Annotated in this window: 14 protein-coding genes; 10 read left to right on the forward strand and 4 right to left on the reverse strand. The window is 57.4% G+C overall.

The annotated features are described in order from the left end of the window. Positions 1-781: 781 nt before the first annotated feature. Positions 782-1618: a Crp/Fnr family transcriptional regulator gene (locus BM374_RS32795; protein ID WP_092302408.1), complete on the reverse strand. Its 837-nt coding sequence runs from the start codon at positions 1616-1618 to the stop codon at positions 782-784. Positions 1619-1956: 338 nt separating this feature from the next. Next, a complete protein-coding gene (locus BM374_RS32800; protein ID WP_092302409.1) occupies positions 1957-2433 on the reverse strand; it encodes an Lrp/AsnC family transcriptional regulator in 477 nt (158 codons plus the stop codon). A 706-nt stretch (positions 2434-3139) separates the two neighbouring features. Here BM374_RS32800 and BM374_RS40025 point away from each other — a divergent pair. From BM374_RS40025 to BM374_RS32830, 6 genes are all read left to right on the forward strand, one after another. Further along, positions 3140-3262, forward strand: coding sequence for a hypothetical protein (locus tag BM374_RS40025; RefSeq protein ID WP_283807099.1), 123 nt, complete (start codon positions 3140-3142; stop codon positions 3260-3262). A 1499-nt stretch (positions 3263-4761) separates the two neighbouring features. Next, the gene (locus BM374_RS32810; RefSeq protein ID WP_092302412.1) at positions 4762-5682 is read left to right on the forward strand and encodes an MbnB/TglH/ChrH family RiPP precursor modification enzyme; all 921 of its coding nucleotides are present in this window, start codon (positions 4762-4764) and stop codon (positions 5680-5682) included. Then, positions 5682-6575, forward strand: a complete 894-nt coding sequence (locus tag BM374_RS32815; protein WP_143270310.1) for a hypothetical protein — start codon at positions 5682-5684, stop codon at positions 6573-6575. The genes BM374_RS32810 and BM374_RS32815 overlap by 1 nt, the downstream gene beginning before the upstream one ends. Positions 6576-6593: 18 nt before the next feature. Continuing rightward, positions 6594-8369, forward strand: coding sequence for a class I SAM-dependent methyltransferase (locus BM374_RS32820; protein ID WP_092302416.1), 1776 nt, complete (start codon positions 6594-6596; stop codon positions 8367-8369). Positions 8370-8473: 104 nt separating this feature from the next. Continuing rightward, complete coding sequence (locus BM374_RS32825; RefSeq protein ID WP_177248698.1) at positions 8474-9898, forward strand: radical SAM protein; 1425 nt, start codon at positions 8474-8476, stop codon at positions 9896-9898. Positions 9899-9922: 24 nt separating this feature from the next. Continuing rightward, positions 9923-10663, forward strand: a complete 741-nt coding sequence (locus BM374_RS32830; RefSeq protein ID WP_092302420.1) for a methyltransferase domain-containing protein — start codon at positions 9923-9925, stop codon at positions 10661-10663. 637 nt (positions 10664-11300) lie between these two features. Here the strand turns inward: BM374_RS32830 and BM374_RS32835 are convergent. Together BM374_RS32835 and BM374_RS32840 are read right to left on the reverse strand one after the other, a co-directional pair. Further along, positions 11301-11495 (reverse strand): hypothetical protein, encoded by a 195-nt coding sequence (locus BM374_RS32835; protein WP_092302422.1) that lies wholly within the window; start codon positions 11493-11495, stop codon positions 11301-11303. Between the two features lie 33 nt (positions 11496-11528). Next, a complete protein-coding gene (locus tag BM374_RS32840; protein WP_244552775.1) occupies positions 11529-12134 on the reverse strand; it encodes a helix-turn-helix transcriptional regulator in 606 nt (201 codons plus the stop codon). A 1351-nt stretch (positions 12135-13485) separates the two neighbouring features. On the opposite strand from BM374_RS32840, the gene BM374_RS32845 reads away from it, so the two are divergent. From BM374_RS32845 to BM374_RS32860, 4 genes are all read left to right on the forward strand, one after another. Next, positions 13486-15129, forward strand: a complete 1644-nt coding sequence (locus tag BM374_RS32845) for an alpha,alpha-trehalose-phosphate synthase (UDP-forming) (protein WP_244552776.1) — start codon at positions 13486-13488, stop codon at positions 15127-15129. A gap of 666 nt (positions 15130-15795) precedes the next feature. Continuing rightward, entirely contained in the window at positions 15796-16116 is a 321-nt protein-coding gene (locus tag BM374_RS38950; protein ID WP_177248699.1) for a hypothetical protein, read from the forward strand. Positions 16117-16655: 539 nt separating this feature from the next. Next, on the forward strand, positions 16656-16862 hold the full coding sequence (locus tag BM374_RS32855) for a cold-shock protein (RefSeq protein ID WP_210188616.1): 207 nt from the start codon (positions 16656-16658) through the stop codon (positions 16860-16862). A 685-nt stretch (positions 16863-17547) separates the two neighbouring features. After that, on the forward strand, positions 17548-18273 hold the full coding sequence (locus tag BM374_RS32860) for an FkbM family methyltransferase (RefSeq protein ID WP_092302426.1): 726 nt from the start codon (positions 17548-17550) through the stop codon (positions 18271-18273). Positions 18274-18301 lie beyond the last annotated feature (28 nt).

Here is an 18301-nt window from a genome sequence, read left to right on the forward strand (position 1 = left end):
TGGGCGAGATCAAATCGGAAAGGTGGGCGACATCGTCTCGGAATCCACGGGCGACTTCATATCGGTACGCCTGGGCGACTTCGTCGGAATCCGCACTTTCAGGCCCACTGATTCACTTAGCCGCAGTGCTTTTACCCAACAATCTCTGGCGGCTCGACCGCCACGGTCCGGACCCGCTTCCAATCCATGCCATCCACCAGTGCCATCAACCTGCGCGGGATTCATCTGCACCCGATGATGCCCGATCCGCGGCCAGTAAAACTTCGCCTTTTCAAGACGTTTCAAATAAAGGCACACGCCAGAAGGGTGCGCACAATGCACCACCATTCAGACGACATAAGACGACCGTCGCCGCGTATCGAAGTGTATACTGGCTCAGGTCGAAAGCAGTGGCCGGCGGCGGATACACTTTCGTTCGTACCCCGTCAGCTAGCCCTCGCATACACCTATGCGTCCGGTCAGCTTCGTCTCGAATAGGTCCGAAGGACGTTTGGCCTACCCAATAAGCTTGGGTGATGCTCATCTGTCATCACCGCGTGTTCAGCCGGCGGCCGCAGGCTGGAGCGAAGGACGGTTCGCCAGATTTTGACCGCGTCCTCCTGGAGGGTCCGTTGCCTAGATGCACTCCCCCGCTTTGGGATCATGGCGCCGATTAAGATTAGCCCTCGTGCTGAGCCTCCATTGGGCATGATATGAACTGCTCAACAAGCCTCGAATGTACTACATCCGGGCTCGCGATAAATAGCCAGAGCAGGTGACGCAGAACGCAGTTTGGAAGTTGTTAACTCGCATGTCCTTCGCCTAGGGTGCGAACTGATGAGGAGACATAGGCAGCTGAGACGAGCTTGTAGCAACAGCACGCCTTTTCCTTGAGTGATTTGGGATTGTCGATCTGCAAGACACCCCGCATCTTGCGAATCAGCCCTTGCTCCTCGAAGTGGATCAAGGTTTCAGTCACCCCGGCGCGGCGAAGTCCCAGCACCGAGGAAAGGTAATCGTGAGTGACCGGCAGCACGCGGGCATCAACAGCTTCGCTAGCAAGGCAAATCCAGGTCGCGAGGCGCTCTTCGCGATGGTGCCGAACCCCGCATAATCCTGTCTGGACGCACTGAAAGGTCAGCGCTTGCACATACTCGAACAGATGGTCTCTGATCTCGGGATGCACTTTCATGATCCGACGAAGAGCCTCGACACATATTCGGTACGCGCTGCCGGGGAAGACGACGACGGATTGATGCGTTGAAAAATGTCCTCCCCACAAAAAGGATGTGCCGACCACGCCCCGATAGCCGATGACGGCCGTTTCGAGCATACTGCCCGCGGCAACAACTTGGAGCGAGACGAGGCCGCTCTCTACAAAGTAGACGTGCTCGACGGGCTTTTTTGGTTCTTGCAGAACCATCCGTTCTTTCAAGACGACCGGCTCGAGACACTCCCCTATTGCGGCAAGCTGTTGAAGTGAAAGACGCGCCAGGATGACGTTTTTCACGAAGGGCCGTTTCGCAGGACGCGCCGGAAGTGAACGCACAGGCTCGGGCCGTGTGACAGACAGCTGCTTGAGAGCTTCATCTTGACAGCAGTCATGCACTTCGAGGACGGCGGGCACGCGATCGGTCATGGTCCCTCTCCCGGCAGGAGACCTTTGCTAGCCTGCACCTGACCGTAACGAGAACGTGACGACGACTATACCGGCATCTTCATCTTGATGGATGCAACGAGTAATCCAACAGCGCGCAAATCCAGCGTTGAGGGCCCTATCTTCGACTAATTTCGACCAAGCCAATGGAGGCGCTCGCGCCATGTCCGGACATAGCGCGCCACATTCTTGCTTTTGCACCGTGCCGTTAGAATGCTGGCGTCCACGACTCTCTATGACGGGGTTTTACCTGCATCTTTTGTGAACGGTCAGGTCAAACCTCGATTGCGGGCGCGAGACGATCGCCCGCATCGGCGCAGTCAATCGTCTCGGGGAAGCTCGACAGGAACAGCAAATCCAACCTTTACACGATCCAATATGACCATGCTCTTGAAGCCCTTGATGTCGCGATTTTCGTAGAAGAAGCGCCGCGTGAACTGCTCGTACTCCTCCATGGACGGTGCGGTGATGTACAGGACGAAGTCGGCATCACCCGTGACGTAAAAGCCGTTGACGACGTCGATTGATGATTTGATCGCTTTTTTGAACCTATCGATGATATCGGCGCTTTCGCGCTCCAAGGTCACCAGTGCAAGCACTTGAATAGGTCGTCCGACCGCCCTCGGCGACACAACCGACACGTCGGCCTGGATGATGCCCTCCGAGCGGAGCCTCTTCAACCGTCGTTGGCATGCGGTAGGAGAAAGCCCGGCCATCTCGCCAATCACATCTGAAGTCAAACGGTTATTCTTTTGCACGATCTCGAGAATGCGGGCGTCTATTCGATCGTACTGCATAATCACCTCCAGCCTGAGACGAATTCCTTCGCGGGATGACCAGTCCGCGCAGGAAATCCTCGATGGCCAAAAATACGATGAAATTTTTCGTGCCAAAGGCTCAACTTGATCAAAACTAATCATGACGGGTCTTGCCATCGGCATTCTGCGGTGCTCCAGGCAGCGAGCCGCAATGCCGGCCTTTCGGATGGGAGATCCGAGCCTTCGTTTTTGGGCGAGGATGTGAACCAAATCGAAACCGAAGCGCAGCCGAAACGTGCCGCGCGATAGGTTTGTGCTGAAACGGCATCTTGATTGAGGTTAAACAGCTACTCGGCCGCTGACGAGCGCTCGCCAAGGCGCCGTTTTGCCTCTGAGAGGAAGAAAACCTTTGGCTCGACTTCGTGCTCCAGCTCGATAACCGCCGCAGGAGCTTCCCTAGCGGTGTTCCTGTTAGCCGTTGACCGGAGATTGCCGCTGGTCAGCTTTTCACCTTTACTGTCTCGATTTTGCAAAGATCGAAACGGTGCTGGCACTGCATGTTTGTTCTCAGCCCCTGCGACGCGCAGCTCATTTTTGGTTGCTCGCCTCGCGTGCGCGCGTCGTCGAGGCGCCGAGCTCGCGATCTTACGCGGGGACATTCCGGATGCCTCGGGAAAGTGCAGCGCCTTGCCGGCGGGCCGGGATCCATCATCACGCACGCGAAAGCGCACTGGCTCGGAGAGAAATGGCCAAGACGGCCGAGCGGGTAGATCCAGAAGCAGCAGAAGTGGTCCGCGTGCGCAGGACCGGCAAGCGCCCGCCGACCGTCATCATCGACGAGGGCATAACCGTAGGCGGCCAAGATTAGAGGCACCCGCGAGTAGACAGACGTGTCTAACGTCGCGCAGGAGCTGCCGCAGGGCGCTGGCCCGTAACTTCGGGCGGAAGCAGTTGCCATCGGACATACGGAAGTTGAGGCTGATTCTCTACCCGACCTTTAGCGGTCAATGGCATGAGTGAGTTCGTCGGAGGGCGCCTAAGCTCCGGCGGCATCAAATCAGGGCCAGGACCGCCGCGGCCCGACTGAAAAAAGATCGAAGATCTTGATCTCTTGCGCCGTCGCCGATAGCAGCCGCCGGAGCAGCGAACGAACTATCTGGCCCATCCAGCACTTTGGAGATCACTCCGAGCCGCTTCCGGCCACAATGAGCATCAAGGGGGAGGTCACTTTTCAGGCTATTCGCAAAAGCGTGGCTGCATCGAGACCGCTCATCTCCGCGACGCTGTCAGGATGCGAATGCCAGTCGCCGAGTAGCAATGGCGCCCGGAAGAGCGCTGGGGCCGGGACCGTGCAGATCGACGATGATGTGGCCCCTTTCGAACGTCATTCCAGAAGGACGCCTCCATTCTCAAGGGCCAGAGATCTCGCGCATACTCGCTTAAAATCTGCATTACGTGCCAGGAGAGCCAAACCGTCATCGTCCGGCTCCGCAGCATTTGGGGTGGGGAGGGCAGCGATGAGCCTCCCAGCGAGGCCGCATGCGGGATCCGTGCTCATTCTTGAGCGTCAATACGACTACGGTCCAGCGCCCGGATCGTAATCTCCATCCGACAGCAATCCGAAGGCCATATGCAAGATTCCGAGCGAAACTTCCTGCAGGTCGAAGCCGCCACCGATGACGGTCGGGGCATTGCAACCGACTGGGATCACCACCGTCTTATCGGAGCCGTGGCTGTGGAATTTCGACCGTCCTTCCAATGTTCGTTGAGGCAACCGAAGCAATTTTCTCCTCAAGGAGGAAGCGCGCGACCAAACCGCTCGCCAGCCCGTGCGTCGCGTAGCCAAGCACGTACGGTACGCCGAATCTTGCAATAGTGCGCTATCGTTCAACTTTACCTGATCACCGTAGGCGAGAGTTCATGTGCAGGGCTCGAGCTTTGGAAAAAATCATCTGCTCCTATCTCAAATGGGACTGGCTGCCACCTCGGGATCAGGTAGTTCTACTGGTGATTGAGTGCTTGAGAAGTGGTTTTCGACAATTGATCCCACGCAAGGAGAAATCCAATGGACGTCAAAAAGCTCTCGGTGAAAGAAGCGGCGGCGGCAGCCGCTAAGTGTGCCGCGACGGCCGCGCAATGCGCCGCTACGGCTGCCAAATGTGCGGCGACTGCCGCGCATGCCCAGGCAAAGGCAGCAACGGCCCGATGCGCGGCCACCGCGGCGCGGTGCGCTGCAACCGCAGCGAGATGTGCCGCCACCGCGGCGAAGTGCGCGTCAGATCATCCCTAACTGATGGAATCCTAATCCGGCGTGGCCTTGGCGCGTCGCCTTTTGCGGGGCTGCCAAGGCTATTGGAGGTCTCGGAAATGAGCGTTCCGCGCTTGGGCGTTGGGCTTCAGTTCAACCCGGAATTAATTGGGTGGTTTCCGTTTCTGAACCAGCCTCTTGACGCGCTGGAAATACTGTTCGACTCGGTCATGAGTCCTCTTGATGGGCCCGGTCTCGTATCCCCTCGCGCCATCGACCTCATGCGCGACATTATGGATGAATATCCGCTCCTCGGACATTCGAACTACGGCGGTGACTTTGGTTTCGACGATCTGATGAGCACGGCGGCCGTAAGACGACACGTTCCGCTGTCTCAGAAATTCAACGTTGCTTCGGTCGCCAACCACTGTTTTTACGGCGATGCCTCCTGGTCAGACGTTTGGAGCAGTCCGTTACAATTCTCGCGGGCTGAAGCCGTTCGTGTGGCGGCGAGGGCGCGGGCGCTTCAAGATCTTTACGGCGTTCCGCTCGCGCACGAAAACGCTGCGTACTACCGCGTGTGCCCCGGTAGCGATCTGCCCGAAGAGGAATTCCTCGCGCGAATGCTTGAATTATCAGGCACCTACCTGCACCTGGACTTACACAATCTGTACGCGAACGAGCAGAACCACCGCGCAAGGGGGTATTCCATCCGCCGGTTTCTGAGCACCATACCGCTCGACCGTATCATCACTATTCATATGGCGGGAGGGCGGTGGATCAAGGGGCAATATCACGATCTTCACGATACCCAGGTTGCAGAAGCAGTTTGGGACCTGCTCGATGATGTTCTGTCGCGGGCGCGGCCTGGCGCCGTCATTCTCGAATATGAGACCCAATCTCTCTACTGCGATGGAGAAATGGCTGATACCGGGCGTACCACCGATCTAATCCTCTCGGACCTCGAACGGGGACGTAAGGCGTGGGATCGCGCCTACGGGGGAGCGAGCAGGCGTACGACGCGCAGCGAGGCTGCCTAGTGGACGCGCGGCTGGTCTGGGATACGTGGCGGCGCGTGCTGAAAGACGATCGCCTCGCGAATTGGGTCGTGAATCCCACGAGGACCGAAGATGTCCATGGCTGCACGGCGGATGAGCTTGCAATCCTGGTGGACTATGCGGGCACCCCCGCGCCGACCGAATCCAACATTGGCATGTATCGCCGCGGATTGGTCAGGAATGCTCTGGGTGCGCTGGACCTTGTCCCGCTTACGCGCCGTCTCCTGCACGCGAGTGGACTCGATATTGAAGCGGTTGCGTCGGAATTTGTGCAGTCAGGCGGTTACGCGGACAATGGGCCTTACTTCTGGCGGACGGCAGGATGTTTTGTCGCATATTTGGCCGGTCGTGCGGAGTTCTTTTCCCCTCGGCACCAGGATGTGCTGGCCATCGACGCGGCTGGCGTTGCGCTTGCGCGCCGGCTCGGCGAAGCCGCTCCCCTGAAATGGCCCAACACCGTGGTTGAGGCCTTCTCAGCAGGGAGCCCGAGTAGGAATTCGCAGTCGGCTCGCTTCGCCGCCCATCCAGCGGCGACCATGATTTCGTCCTCCCATGATCTCACTCCTTGGATTGAGAATCCGTTTGACTTCGACGCCGGTCAGGACCTCGAAGCCTCTTCACGACATTGGCTGATCTATGTTCCGGCCGCTGAGGCCGCCCATGAATATGCGGAGCTTTCGCCGCGAGCTGCGTGCCTCTTTGATGTTCTTCGTGTCCCAAAGAGCTTGGCGGAACTGTCGATGGCACTGAACGATGTCCCCCAGGCCGATGTACTCGCGTTAATCGATTCTCTGGCAGGGCTCGGTGTCATCGTAAGCGGATCGGATGCTCAACCTAACCCGTCGAGAGGTGCAATTGCTTCCCGAAAAGCCTGATCGGCGGCGGCGCGCCCCATGAAACTGCTTGAGAACCTTAAGACCTCCAGACCGGACAGCCTTTCCAAGAAGCTGCCAGACGATGCATTTGTCATGCTCGACCCGGCTGTCGAGGTTCTGGACGCCGAGATTGCCGAACATCGATTGCTCAGTCACGGTTACCTCGAAACCGGCATGGTCGTGCCACCGGGCGATGGTCTGGTGGACTTTGTCACCACGCTCAGCAACGAGCCTGTTAATGTGGCAGTTCTACGCACTCAATTCGATGATCAGTCCCTGATTGACGAGATGCTGGCTTCGCTGCGCCAGCACGGCTTTATGCACATGACCTCGCAAACGAAGCCGTCGACCGAGGAGCTTGAGCATCTGCGACGCATCGCGGAATGTGCACGCACCGCAAGCTTGCGTCGCTCCATCGTAATCGACCTCGATGCTGAAACTTCGCTCGAGCAAATCTCCACACGTTTGAAGGACGAAACGCATCCGCCGGAGTTGCTGCTGCTTTGCGCGCGGCTGGCAGATCACAAGTTGACTTTGGGTGAACTGGCCCGCCTTCGCCAGAAAGGCATTGTTCGAATGCACCAGACGGCGGTGCAAACGCAATGCCTGTCGAGCGACAGTGAACTCCGGCGTTCCCTTAATCGTCTCAGTGCCGCGGTCTACCTGGACGCAATTTCTTGGCCGGCGCCAAAACATCCAATTGCCGGGCTTGAGGAGATGGTTCGCGATTGCGTCGCCGTCCATGTGCTCATGACGCCCGGCCTGTCGATCATGGACGCGGCTGAGCGGAGACGCGTTCTGACCTGGGCGGCCTCGGCCTTCATCTCAGGTCTGTGCTTACGGCTTGAACCGGACGCTCTCTGGCCTGCGGGCGATGCCGCCGAAGATGATTTTGATGCCATTTTCAAAGCCGTCCGCGCAATCGAGAACGCGCTCGGTGACGTCCTGATCGTCAATTTGCCGAGCGACGAGGTGTTGCTGGGCAATGCGGCGTCTTCTGCTTTTCCCGGCCGGTTGTCCGATTTTGCAAAGCGTTTTCGAACCGCGTACTTGCGATGGCGCCTCCCTTTGTTGAAGGCATGTGAGAACGACAACAGCTGGAGCCAGGTACCTGAAGTCGAAGACAAACTGGTCCGTGCGCAAGAGGATCTGCTTCCGAATCACCCGGAACTGCTGCTGCTCAAGCCGGGGAGCATCGTGGTCGACGTCTGCGGCGGGCTCGGACGCGTTGCACGACGCTTGTCGCCGGCTGTTGGCGAAGACGGACTCGTCATTTCTGTCGAGATGTTTCGCTGCCTGAGCGATCGGGCGCGCCGGTTCGCCTGTGAACGAAACTTCACGAATCTCGATTTTCGCCCTGGTCTTGCGCAGCGTCTCGCTCTGCCCGATGCGTCAGTTGATGCGGCCGTCAACGAATGGACCGGAGGCATCTGGGAACTGGGACTCGGAGCCAGTATGGTCAAAGAAATGGCTAGGGTCGTACGCCCCGGAGGCCGCATCGCGGTCACCCATCGGCTTGTGCAGCTTCATCTCGCTTCGCTCCGGCAGCCATGGGTCCAGTACGACGACATCTACGCGTGGATTCGCCAAGCCTTCGTGCATCCGGATCTGACGATCATCGCGGAGCGCATCTGGGGTCAAATCGTCCCTTCGCTCATAGGCGAGCATGCAACCCTTTGGCGCAAGCAGTACATGCCGCGCCTGATAAATCCCTACGACGTAATCTACAGATGCGATGACAGTCCGGATACGCGCGCCGACGTTTATCTAACCATCATCGCGCAACGGCGATGATCTATCAACTAAGTAGCGCGATAACGTGAGGTGCGACCATGAGATCGCGGGAATCCGCACTTGAGCAAGCATGTTCGTCGCTGCGACGGCTCGGAGTTCCGGCGATGTTGCCGGCACTTCATGCCGCCGGAATCGGCATCAGTCGGGCGGTCCTGGGCGGATCGCACTCGGTGGCGATCTACCCGCCCATCGACTCCTTGACACCGCTCGATTCAAGAAGCGTGATCGATAAGATCGATTGGGGCAAAGAAGCCAGTCTCTATGTTCACATAGCATTCTGTGAAACGCGCTGCACTTTCTGTCACTACACGGTCGACCACTACGCTGGAAAACACTCTATCGAGGGCGACGCCAAAGTTGCTCGTTATCTGGCGGCGCTAAAACGAGAACTCGCGTTTTGGGGCGCGCGGCTCGCTCGAAGCGGCACCGTGGTGTCGTCGGTCTATATCGGCGGAGGCACGCCGCTCGTTCTCGATGAGTCAGCGTTGCGAGATTTGATATGTGCCATTCGAAGCGAATATGATCTGCGGTCCGGCGCGGAGTTTTGCATCGAAGGCAGCCCCCTCACGATCACCGCGCCTGAGGGCGAATACAAGCTGCGGTCTCTTAAAGCTCAAGGCGTGACGCGCCTGAGCTTTGGAGTGCAGTCGTTCGATGATGAAGTCCTCAAATATGCGGCCCGCGGCTACAAGCGCGAAACTCCGATTCGTGCATGCGCAATTGCAAATCGGATCTTCGAAAACTGGAATCTCGACCTGATCCAGGGGCTCTATAAGGGGTCGACGTCTGAAGTATGGGACAATCTTGAAGCCATTGCCGAGATCCGTCCACCACACCTCACTTGGTATCACGGGCGATTCGGGGACCGTCCTCAAGGGCACTGGTTTAGGACGGAAACAAAGCGAGTGGAGTTCGAGGACGAGTTCACGACACTTCTTGGCCGGATCCTTATTTGGCAGGAAATGGCCGCGCTCGGCTATGACCAGACAGACGGCAACCGCTTTGTGCGATCGCAGGAATTTACCGATCCATTCAAGAGGATCCGAACGACGGCGGCGAGCGATCTTCTTGGGCTGGGGGCGGGAGCCTACTCCCATGGTGGCGTCAAAGTGGCGAAGGCAAACAGTCTGGGGCACGTGTTTCGCAACGACCCGAATATCCCGTCATATGTGGATGCCGTTTTGACAGGCAACGTTCCGATCGCCACCGGACGCGCCGTCAACGAGGAGGAATTGCTGGCCGCCTCTTACGCGACAGGACTGCGTATCGGACGCATTGAGGACGAGAACCTGCGGTCGCTCCGCTGCGCTCATCCGGAGCTTTCGAGATATTATGACGGTCTTGTCGACGAGCTGAACAATGCCGGCGCATTAGAGGCTTATCTCGACGATAGGGGCCAAGCCGGGCTGAGACTTTCCGCACTCGGTAAACTCTTTGAAGACGAGGCCTTGTGCCTCTTTTTCAGCCCCGCGGTCAAAAGCGAATTGGCCAGAAGAACGACGAGCGAACGCAAAATGCAGCTCGCATAGCCGGAAAGGCCGGGAGAGGTAGTCATGGACAGCTTGGAGCAGTCTGCTGCAAGACAGAGGGGCCCTACCGGAGATGGCATCCGGGCCGAACGCGCCGGCTGGAGCTTCGGCGGCGACACACCTCAATATTTTGATCGCCACGTTGCAAGGTCCGTTCCCAACTATGAAGCCGGCCATAGCCTGATTGAACAGGTGAGTGATTTTTTCGTAAAGAAGGACTCCGTCGCCTATGAAATCGGTACTTCAACCGGAACGCTCCTGCGGCAACTAGCGAAACGCCATCCACACGGCACGCGTTGGATCGGGATCGACAACGAACGCGCCATGATCGAATACGCCCGTAGCGCTCAGCCCAAAGCGCCGAACGTCGAGTACCTGCTCGCAAACGCATGCGAGGTCGACTACGAAGCCAGCGATTTTATCGTCTCCTATTATACGATACAGTTCGTTCCGCCACGACACCGGCAAAGCTTGATAGACTTAATCTACAAGTCGCTCAACTGGGGCGGAGCATTCCTGTTTTTCGAGAAAGTCAGGGCGCCAGATGCGCGGTTTCAGGATATTATGAGCGCGATCTATATCGATTATAAGCTGGAGAACGGCTATTCCCCCGAAGAAGTTCTGGGAAAAGCAAGCAGCTTGAAAGGCGTTCTTGAGCCGTTTTCGACCAAGGGCAATCTCGATATGTTGCATCGTGCGGGGTTTATGGACGCCATGACCATATACAAGCATGTCTGTTTCGAGGGATTTCTCGCCGTCAAATAGGACTGTTTAGCCTATAGTTTGCCTTGGGCAGCTGCTTGGTAAAGATTGTCCCTGATCCATTAATCAGGGTGTTCACCTCGCCATGTCTCTAACGTCGAGATCGCTTGCCGGATCTTCTCCCTTCCGGTCATGGTCGCAGTAGCCAACGTGACCTCCGGCAGCTGATAGTTGCGCCGGAGCGCCGCTCCGCGACAGCCATGTTCACGCCGTCGGTTGGCCCGGGTTCGGCCCTTCCATTGTGGCTGAGGCATCGCCGAGTTGGGGCGATGGGGGGCGCCATGCGCCCACCCGCAATACGACGAGCTATGACGGCCGGACGCATGACGACCGCTTACAACTCGCACACGCGCTTGGTTATCATTTCCGCGCTGCAATGCGCGTCCTTGGACATTGATCGTAGGACCGTATGTCTGTCTCTGACAATGAGGTGGTTCGCCCGACACTGCGGGTCCGAGGGTGTCTCGGGTAGCCCAGCCGATCCTCAACAGGAGGACGAGCCCTGACCTCGTTACTCTCGATGCGTAGTCCACCGCGGATAGTTGGCAAAAAATGTGAAGCCCGTTTTCAATGCGTTTGCGGCACTCGCTCCCGATGCCAGACAATGCGGCAGTTCAAGCGGCCATGCCTCGCGAACGCATCAGGCAATCTGGGGCACTGATGAACTGGAGGAACGCTCGACCAGTGCGGCCGACTTCTGGCTCATGATTGAACCGCCGGAGATCAAGACCTTCGACGATCTCTCGAGTAGCTCTGCAACGATGACTTCAAGCAGGTTTTCGCGCTGTCCGAACTCGCGCAGGCCAGCCAGCAACACGGAGGAGTCCACCATCATTTCTTTCGCGCGCGAGCGGAATCCGACCGAAAGTTACCGCAGGCGCGACAACAGAGATACCAGCTCGGCTTGCCGTCTCGTCCCGGTCCGTAGAAAAACGGCTTTGAGATGATTGCGCGCTGTCCCTGGAGAAATTTTCATATCGAGGGAAATTTCCTTAAGCGTCTTTCCTTCGACCAGCAGCGATCCGAGCCGGGCCTGAGAAGGCGTCAGTCCGAAGATCTCCATCACAGAATTCTGCGATACCTGGAGGGTTTCGTTGAGATCGGTGAGGAGAAGAAGGGCGCCCAAAGCCGGAAATAAGTCCTCGTCCCCCAATCCTTGCACAAAGGCATCAACGATGACCGGACGGCCTTGGCGTCTGGTGACGACAGTTTGCAAGGTGGTACGACCTGCTTCTCTCGATGCGAGACGGATCTGGTTGACCAGCCGATCCAATCTCATTCGTGATTGAAGGTCCGCCGCGAACAGACGCTTTCCCTTGATCGAAAGATCACCATCAAAAAGACTATGGGCCTTCTCGTTGACATCCAGCACCATGCCGTGACGATCGACTACAATCGCCGCTCGTTTCAGCAATCCAAGCGCACCAATCATCCTGCGCTGTTCCCACGAGTGATGCGCATTTTGCTTGGGCAAGATAAAGCTCTCTTTGGACCGGCGCCCGTTTCCTCTTCAGTCTTGAGCATTGATTATATGATCGTGCTTGCCGTCACTAAATAAAAACCAACAAACCCACGGATCAGCCGGCAACTTATAGCTGCGTGCCTCTACGTCGACAGTCCCGTTTGGGATATGCGTCCTTAATTCTGGTCAGCTTCGGACTACGTCGTCTGCAGCCGGACTTTTGGTCTGGAACTGCTTGGTGCGTTTCAGGCAGGCGGCCCTAATGATGGAACCCGTTGCGGTGCGTACGGATGTGTCTATGGCGCACCAGTTCGGTACGTTACGTACTATCAAATCCAGCAGGCATGCTCGATCGGACATTGGCAACTCCCGCGTCATCAGCGAAAAGCTCAATGGGGGCTCGGCACCTATCGCTTGATAAGAAAAAAGCCATTGGCGCGCACGCTTGCAGATGAGGGGAGCTTGGTTGTCACCTCTGGCCAGCAATCGCGATGCGAAGAGTCGGAAAAGCGCACCGCCCGAAGACGAGCGGGTGAAAAGCCGCGAACTTCGGGCAGACGGAGTTCGGCACTTGCGTCGAATCGTACCATCGCGCAGGGCCAGAACTGTTAGCGCGAAGGTTGTGAGCCGCGGCAGTTTGATAGTAGAAGAAGGTTCTATGCAGGCTTTTACCTCGTATTCGGATGCGCGCTGATGCGCCCTCGGCGGACCAGGCAAGGATCCGTATGGGGAGCCCGGGAGCGGGCGGCCGATCTTGGCGAGCAATACCTGCGACATTCAAACGATCGACTACTCCATAGGCCCGTCAATGCGCGGTGGCGCCATTCAAATGGCGCCTATCAAGACGGTGACCTCGCCACAGCGTCCGAGTCTTCCTAGCGTCGAAGCCGATTGTGGGTCGTCACGTATACCGACAACCCTCTGCGTGTACTCAGCAGGTCGAAGCCAACCGTCCTCCTGCTTTAATCCGACATCTCGTCACCTCATCGGCCATGACCGCCTCGAAGTCCTGGACGGATGCAGCAATCCGACATTTTTCCGGACCGGTCAGCTTCTCGAAAGCTAGACCTATCATCCTGGCGTAGTGGAGATATCTCGGGACTGATCTGCGACTACAGCGAAACATCGTTTAACGGAGTTGCGAGATGGTTCGAATCCAAGACGCGCTCGATACGGCAACGTTAGACCCCGCCAGCACGTCAGGCGCCACTGGGCGATGAAACGATAGGTCAGGCGGCGTTTGACCAGCATCTGGACGACAGCTCGCAAGAGCAACAGGCTAGTCCAGGTCCTTCCGATCTCACTATTTTAGACGAGGTGGAGGATCGCCTTGATGCTGTCAACCAGCAGCCCGATTTGAAGCTTGTCGTCATTTCGAACCGCGCTTGAACCCTTCGACCCCAATAAACCCCAGACCGGCGGGCTTGCCGCGGCTCTCGAGCCGGTCGTGGAACGTTCCGGCGCGATTTGGATAGGCTCGTCGGAGATCCGCGGCGACGGGATCGAGCGGCCCCTGCCGCTGGTGCCGACTGGTGCAGGCCACGTCGCCAAGCTCGATCTGCCGGCCGCGGACCGTCCTGGCTACTATCGAGGTTATTCGAATTCAACATTGTGGCCAGCATTGCACTCCTTGCCGGAGCGGATGTCGGGCTCGGAAGAAGATTATGACAGCTATCGAAGGATCAACGACTTTATCGCGCGCGCGGCTTTCGACGTACGAGATAGCGACGCATTCTGGGTGCATGATTATCATCTACTCCCGCTTGGGGCCGAGCTGAAAGACCTTGGCATTGAGCGGCCAACCGGCTTTTTCCTCCATACGCCATGGCCCACGCCCGACATGATAGAGTGCATACCCAACCATCGCGATTTGATGAAATCGATGCTGGAGTACGATCTGCTCGGCTTTCAGACAAACTGGGATCTGAACAACTTCTTGGCATGCCTGCGAACCCATTTCGGCTTGGAGAGCAAGGATGGCGTTGTGACCACAGAACGTGGCCAGACGCGACTTCAAAAGTTCCCAATCGGTATCGATGCCGAGCGGTTCGCAGCGTATCTTGCGGCAGATCTCTCTCCCGCAGAGCAAGAAGAGGTCTCGTCGTTGTTGCAAGAAGTCCAGGGCGCCAAGTTTGCAATCGGCGTAGACCGGCTCGATTACACGAAAGGCATCGATAGACGGGTCGAAGCGCTCAATGAGCTTTTAAAGAAGGAGCCGCAGAGCATCTCACTCGTACAGATTGCCCCCTTCTCGCGCGCCGACGTTGACGAGTATCAGAACTACAAGGAGGACGTGGAGAATGCCATCAATCACGTCAACGACGATCACGGCACAGACGAGTGGAAACCGATCCACTACACGAACGAATCGTTCAGCCAGGCTGCACTCGCGCGTCTTTACCGCGAGGCCCATGTCGGCGTCGTGACACCGTTGCGCGACGGGATGAATCTGGTGGCGAAGGAATATGTTGCTGCCCAGGACCCGAAGAATCCCGGCGTTCTGGTACTGTCGAAGTTTGCAGGGGCGGCTGAAGACTTCAACGAGGACGAGGCGCTGCTGGTGGATCCAAACGATCCCAAGGAAATTGCTGACGCTATTTCAAGAGCGGCCAACATGCCACTTGAGGAACGTATCGAGCGCTGGCGGTCGATGATGGATAAGATTGAATCCTATACCATCCACGACTGGTCGGCAGACTACGTCCGGGAGCTGGACAAAAGCCGTGTCACCGTTCCGGCTGATCAGTGCCTTATTCTCGGTCGCGGCTGGACCAACGTGGCTCAGATGCCGCTGTACCGGAACCATGCCGGGGCGCTCGCCACCTACAACGAGATCGACTCCGCGGATGTCGCTCTGAAGGAGGTTGCCCGTGCAGACGAGAAGAAGGCCTATGAGGCGCTTGAGGCCAGACTGATGCACACACAGGGCAGGCTCTGGGATCTGGGGATAGCCACAGCCTCGCTCAGTGGACGTTCCGAAGAAGAGCCTGGTGCTGGCGCGGACTGATAGACCAGGCGCACAGAAGGCAGATTACGCTGTTCTACAGCAGTCGAGAGAGGAACGATCGAAATCTTTTAGCGCTGACGCGATTCTTGCAGGTCATGCAAACCTGGATCATGCCGGGAATGTCGAGGAGCTGCATTAATGTGTCAAGCGGGTGATCCACAGTGGAATGGTGCTCAGCCCAACGCGTTGTTCCGTACTCGTAAACCACGCTTCTGGTAAGCGTTGCGATGGGAGGCGTGGGCGCGTTCCGCTTCTGGCCGCTGAAACCCAAGAGGCCAGTGCCGTCTGACGGACTGTCCGCCGACACGTTGTCGCTGTCTGCTTAGTAACCTGTGTTGGGAAGCCGACATCGTGCCGAAGCGCGAGCGACTGAAACTTGCGACTCTTTGGCCGGCACGCAGCTTGCAGCTATGGGGCGCGACATGGCGCAAGCCGCGCTATGTCATGCGCTTTAGTGTGCTTTCCGCCGCTTCGGCTTGACGCTCCGCGGCCCGCGAGCGTGGCCGCTCGACCTCAGCCGGAGCACATCTATGAAAACATCACTCCTTCTCGCCGTTGATTTCGATTGCCTGCTTCATCTCCCCGACGCTTTCACAGGAGCGAACCGATGCGGCAGTAACTGATGATCCACTCCGGTGACTCCAGGAGATCGAAGGCTCAACCGCAGTGGCTTGGGTTCGCGCCGAGAACGAGAAGACGATCGGGGTGCTTCAGTCAGATCCTCGCTACCAGCACTTCTACGAACAGGCGCTCTCCATCCTTAAGGATCGGATGGCAGATATTCCATTGGAAGGGCGCGGTTTGGAGCGTTTCTGGCAAGATAAGCAGATCAAATCGAGACCATTCATTGGCTTAACGCGTTCAGGTGCTCCGGTGAATTCATCGAACCAAAGCGAGCCGCCGGCGGCGCGGCGAAGTTCGTCGGATGCGCAACTTGCCGGTTTGAACAGCGGCCGGCTTTTCCGAGTGGGTTTGCCGATTTCCTAAATACAACATGACAAGCGGATAAGTTGCCAAATGCGCTTCCTCTCTCGCCAGACCCTGTTCGTTCGAGAGGGCGCGACGCGCGGTTCACAGCCGAAGACGAACAGCAAAACCCCGTCCCTGCTGCCGTCTTCGTGCTTGAGAAATATGTCAGTCAGCGCGAATGCAGGCATGCGCGGATTGATGATCCGGCTCCGGGGTGTGCGCAAGGCAATTCACGACAGCCCTGTTGTTCGACCTCGATGAAAACGATCCGCCGGCTCTGAATCAGCACGGCGTTTTCGAGGCGCCGCAACTCTTCTGCAAGCCGGGGGCGCGCGAGGAGTGAAGCGAAGGTCAAAAGGTCATCTGGGCTAGAGCGTTGAGGCGAAGTGCCGTCGACGTCAGGTTTTTGTCGCTTGCACAATGCGGCCGCAGCTAGGCAATGCGACAAAAAGCGCAGCACGTGATCAGCGCAGCGAGGCCGGGCCTCTTTTGCCGACCGTCTTGATGGCCGAGAGACTCTTCGCTAGATCATAATGGTTCACTATGGAGATGCCGCCGTGGCAATGGGTATTGTGAAGTGGTTCAATCCGACCAAAGGTTATGGATTCATCAGGCCTGAGGACGGGAGTCCCGATGTCTTCGTGCACGTGAGTGCCGTCGAAAAAGCCGGTTACACCACCCTCGAAGAGGGGGCCCGAGTAAGTTATGAGCTCAAGGCCGGGCGTTCGGGTAAGACATCAGCTGAGGATCTCCGGGTAGGCTGATCTGCCCCGCCTTCCGGAAGCTGCTCTCTGCAAAGCTTGTTCTCGCACCGTCCGGCGATGTCTTGTCACGGCCCGCCGGGCGTTCGACCTCTCGACCGTCTCTTCGAGGCATGGGCTGTCTCTCAAAGCGCTTAAGCCTCGATCTTCTGAAACTGGCGTTACAGAGGTTGCCCAGGCCAGTCGCAGTGCGTGGTGGCAAGATATTTCTGCCAACGGGCGGCGAATGGTTCGAACTGTACGCTCGCGACCAACACGCCGGGAAGTGCACGCCGCGCGGGTTGTCCCAGCCAACGATGCAAAAGCTGGTGCTCTCCTATCCAGGCACGATGCTCATGAAGTGGCTCGCACAACCGCGGTCGTCCGTTATGGACCTGTCCGGCGACAATGCTGATGCCGCGAGCCTGCGAGCGCCGCCAAACAAAGCCGCATTAGCTTGTCGCGCGCGGCGAGCTCAGCTCCCTCACCAATGCTCCAGCTTTGTTTGTATACAGCAGATGCGCGGCTGCGGCCGTCAATCGCAATGGCAGCCGAGCTCTAAGCATGGGGATGCCGGAGAGATGCAATCGCGCGCGTGATCAAGCACGCAGCTTCCTCAAGAGTTGTCAACTATCAGCATCGTCAGTTGTCCCCGCGATGACCGCCATGCAACAGCTGTTTTTAGGCGTTTATATTGGAGAGTAACGATATGTTTTCCGAGCTTGAAAACGAGTGCATAAACCGGGAAGTCGAGAGGCTCAAACTCCCCAATTCTCGGATCAAGCACTTCGCTCCAGCTAGCTACGCACAAGGCGGAGAAGACGTTATTCTGGAAGGAATTTTGACCGCAAGACTCTACAGATGTCAAAGATCCTGGGAGAGTGTGTTCTATATCGAGATTGGCGCCAATCACCCTATTTCCACCTCGAATACCTACCTTATGTATCAAAGAGGCGGACAAGGTGTTCTAGTCGAACCCAATCCTGAATTGGGAGCGCTGATCCGGACAGTGCGCCCAAGAGACGTTCTGGTGCCGTCCGTTGTCTTGCCGGCTCCACAGGCCTCTGCCACGCTCTTCATCGGAAATGCCCATGAACTGTCTTCCTTGGATGAAGCACATATCAAAAGCTTCGGCGACTTCGACGGCCTGGGAGGTATCCGAGAGCATATCAAGGTGAGCGCCGTCGGCATCAACGAGCTCTTGGCCCCTTATGCAAACAAAATCGATTTCTTGTCGATCGATTGCGAAGGGCTGGATTACCAGCTCGTCAAGGCCATCGACTATGAGCGCATCAAGCCTGCCGTGATCCAGTGCGAACCAAGTGAGCATTTTCACGATGGCAACACGGCTCGGATCATAAACCTGTTGGAGAGCAGAGCGTATCGTTTTGCTGCAATGACGGAGAGAAACGTCATCTTCGAGCGATTGACCTGATGAAGTCGCCGATCTTGTCATCAAGGAC

The organism is Bradyrhizobium sp. Ghvi (genome assembly GCF_900115265.1).
Classification (GTDB): Bacteria; Pseudomonadota; Alphaproteobacteria; order Rhizobiales; family Xanthobacteraceae; genus Bradyrhizobium.

Bases quoted from the DNA above. Each gene is read 5' to 3' on its own strand.
- BM374_RS32795 (WP_092302408.1), bottom strand. From the start codon at position 1,618: ATGACCGATCGCGTGCCCGCCGTCCTCGAAGTGCATGACTGCTGTCAA.
- BM374_RS32800 (WP_092302409.1), bottom strand. From the start codon at position 2,433: ATGCAGTACGATCGAATAGACGCCCGCATTCTCGAGATCGTGCAAAAG.
- BM374_RS40025 (WP_283807099.1), top strand. From the start codon at position 3,140: ATGGCCAAGACGGCCGAGCGGGTAGATCCAGAAGCAGCAGAAGTGGTC.
- BM374_RS32810 (WP_092302412.1), top strand. From the start codon at position 4,762: ATGAGCGTTCCGCGCTTGGGCGTTGGGCTTCAGTTCAACCCGGAATTA.
- BM374_RS32820 (WP_092302416.1), top strand. From the start codon at position 6,594: ATGAAACTGCTTGAGAACCTTAAGACCTCCAGACCGGACAGCCTTTCC.
- BM374_RS32825 (WP_177248698.1), top strand. From the start codon at position 8,474: ATGTTGCCGGCACTTCATGCCGCCGGAATCGGCATCAGTCGGGCGGTC.
- BM374_RS32830 (WP_092302420.1), top strand. From the start codon at position 9,923: ATGGACAGCTTGGAGCAGTCTGCTGCAAGACAGAGGGGCCCTACCGGA.
- BM374_RS32835 (WP_092302422.1), bottom strand. From the start codon at position 11,495: ATGATGGTGGACTCCTCCGTGTTGCTGGCTGGCCTGCGCGAGTTCGGA.
- BM374_RS32860 (WP_092302426.1), top strand. From the start codon at position 17,548: ATGTTTTCCGAGCTTGAAAACGAGTGCATAAACCGGGAAGTCGAGAGG.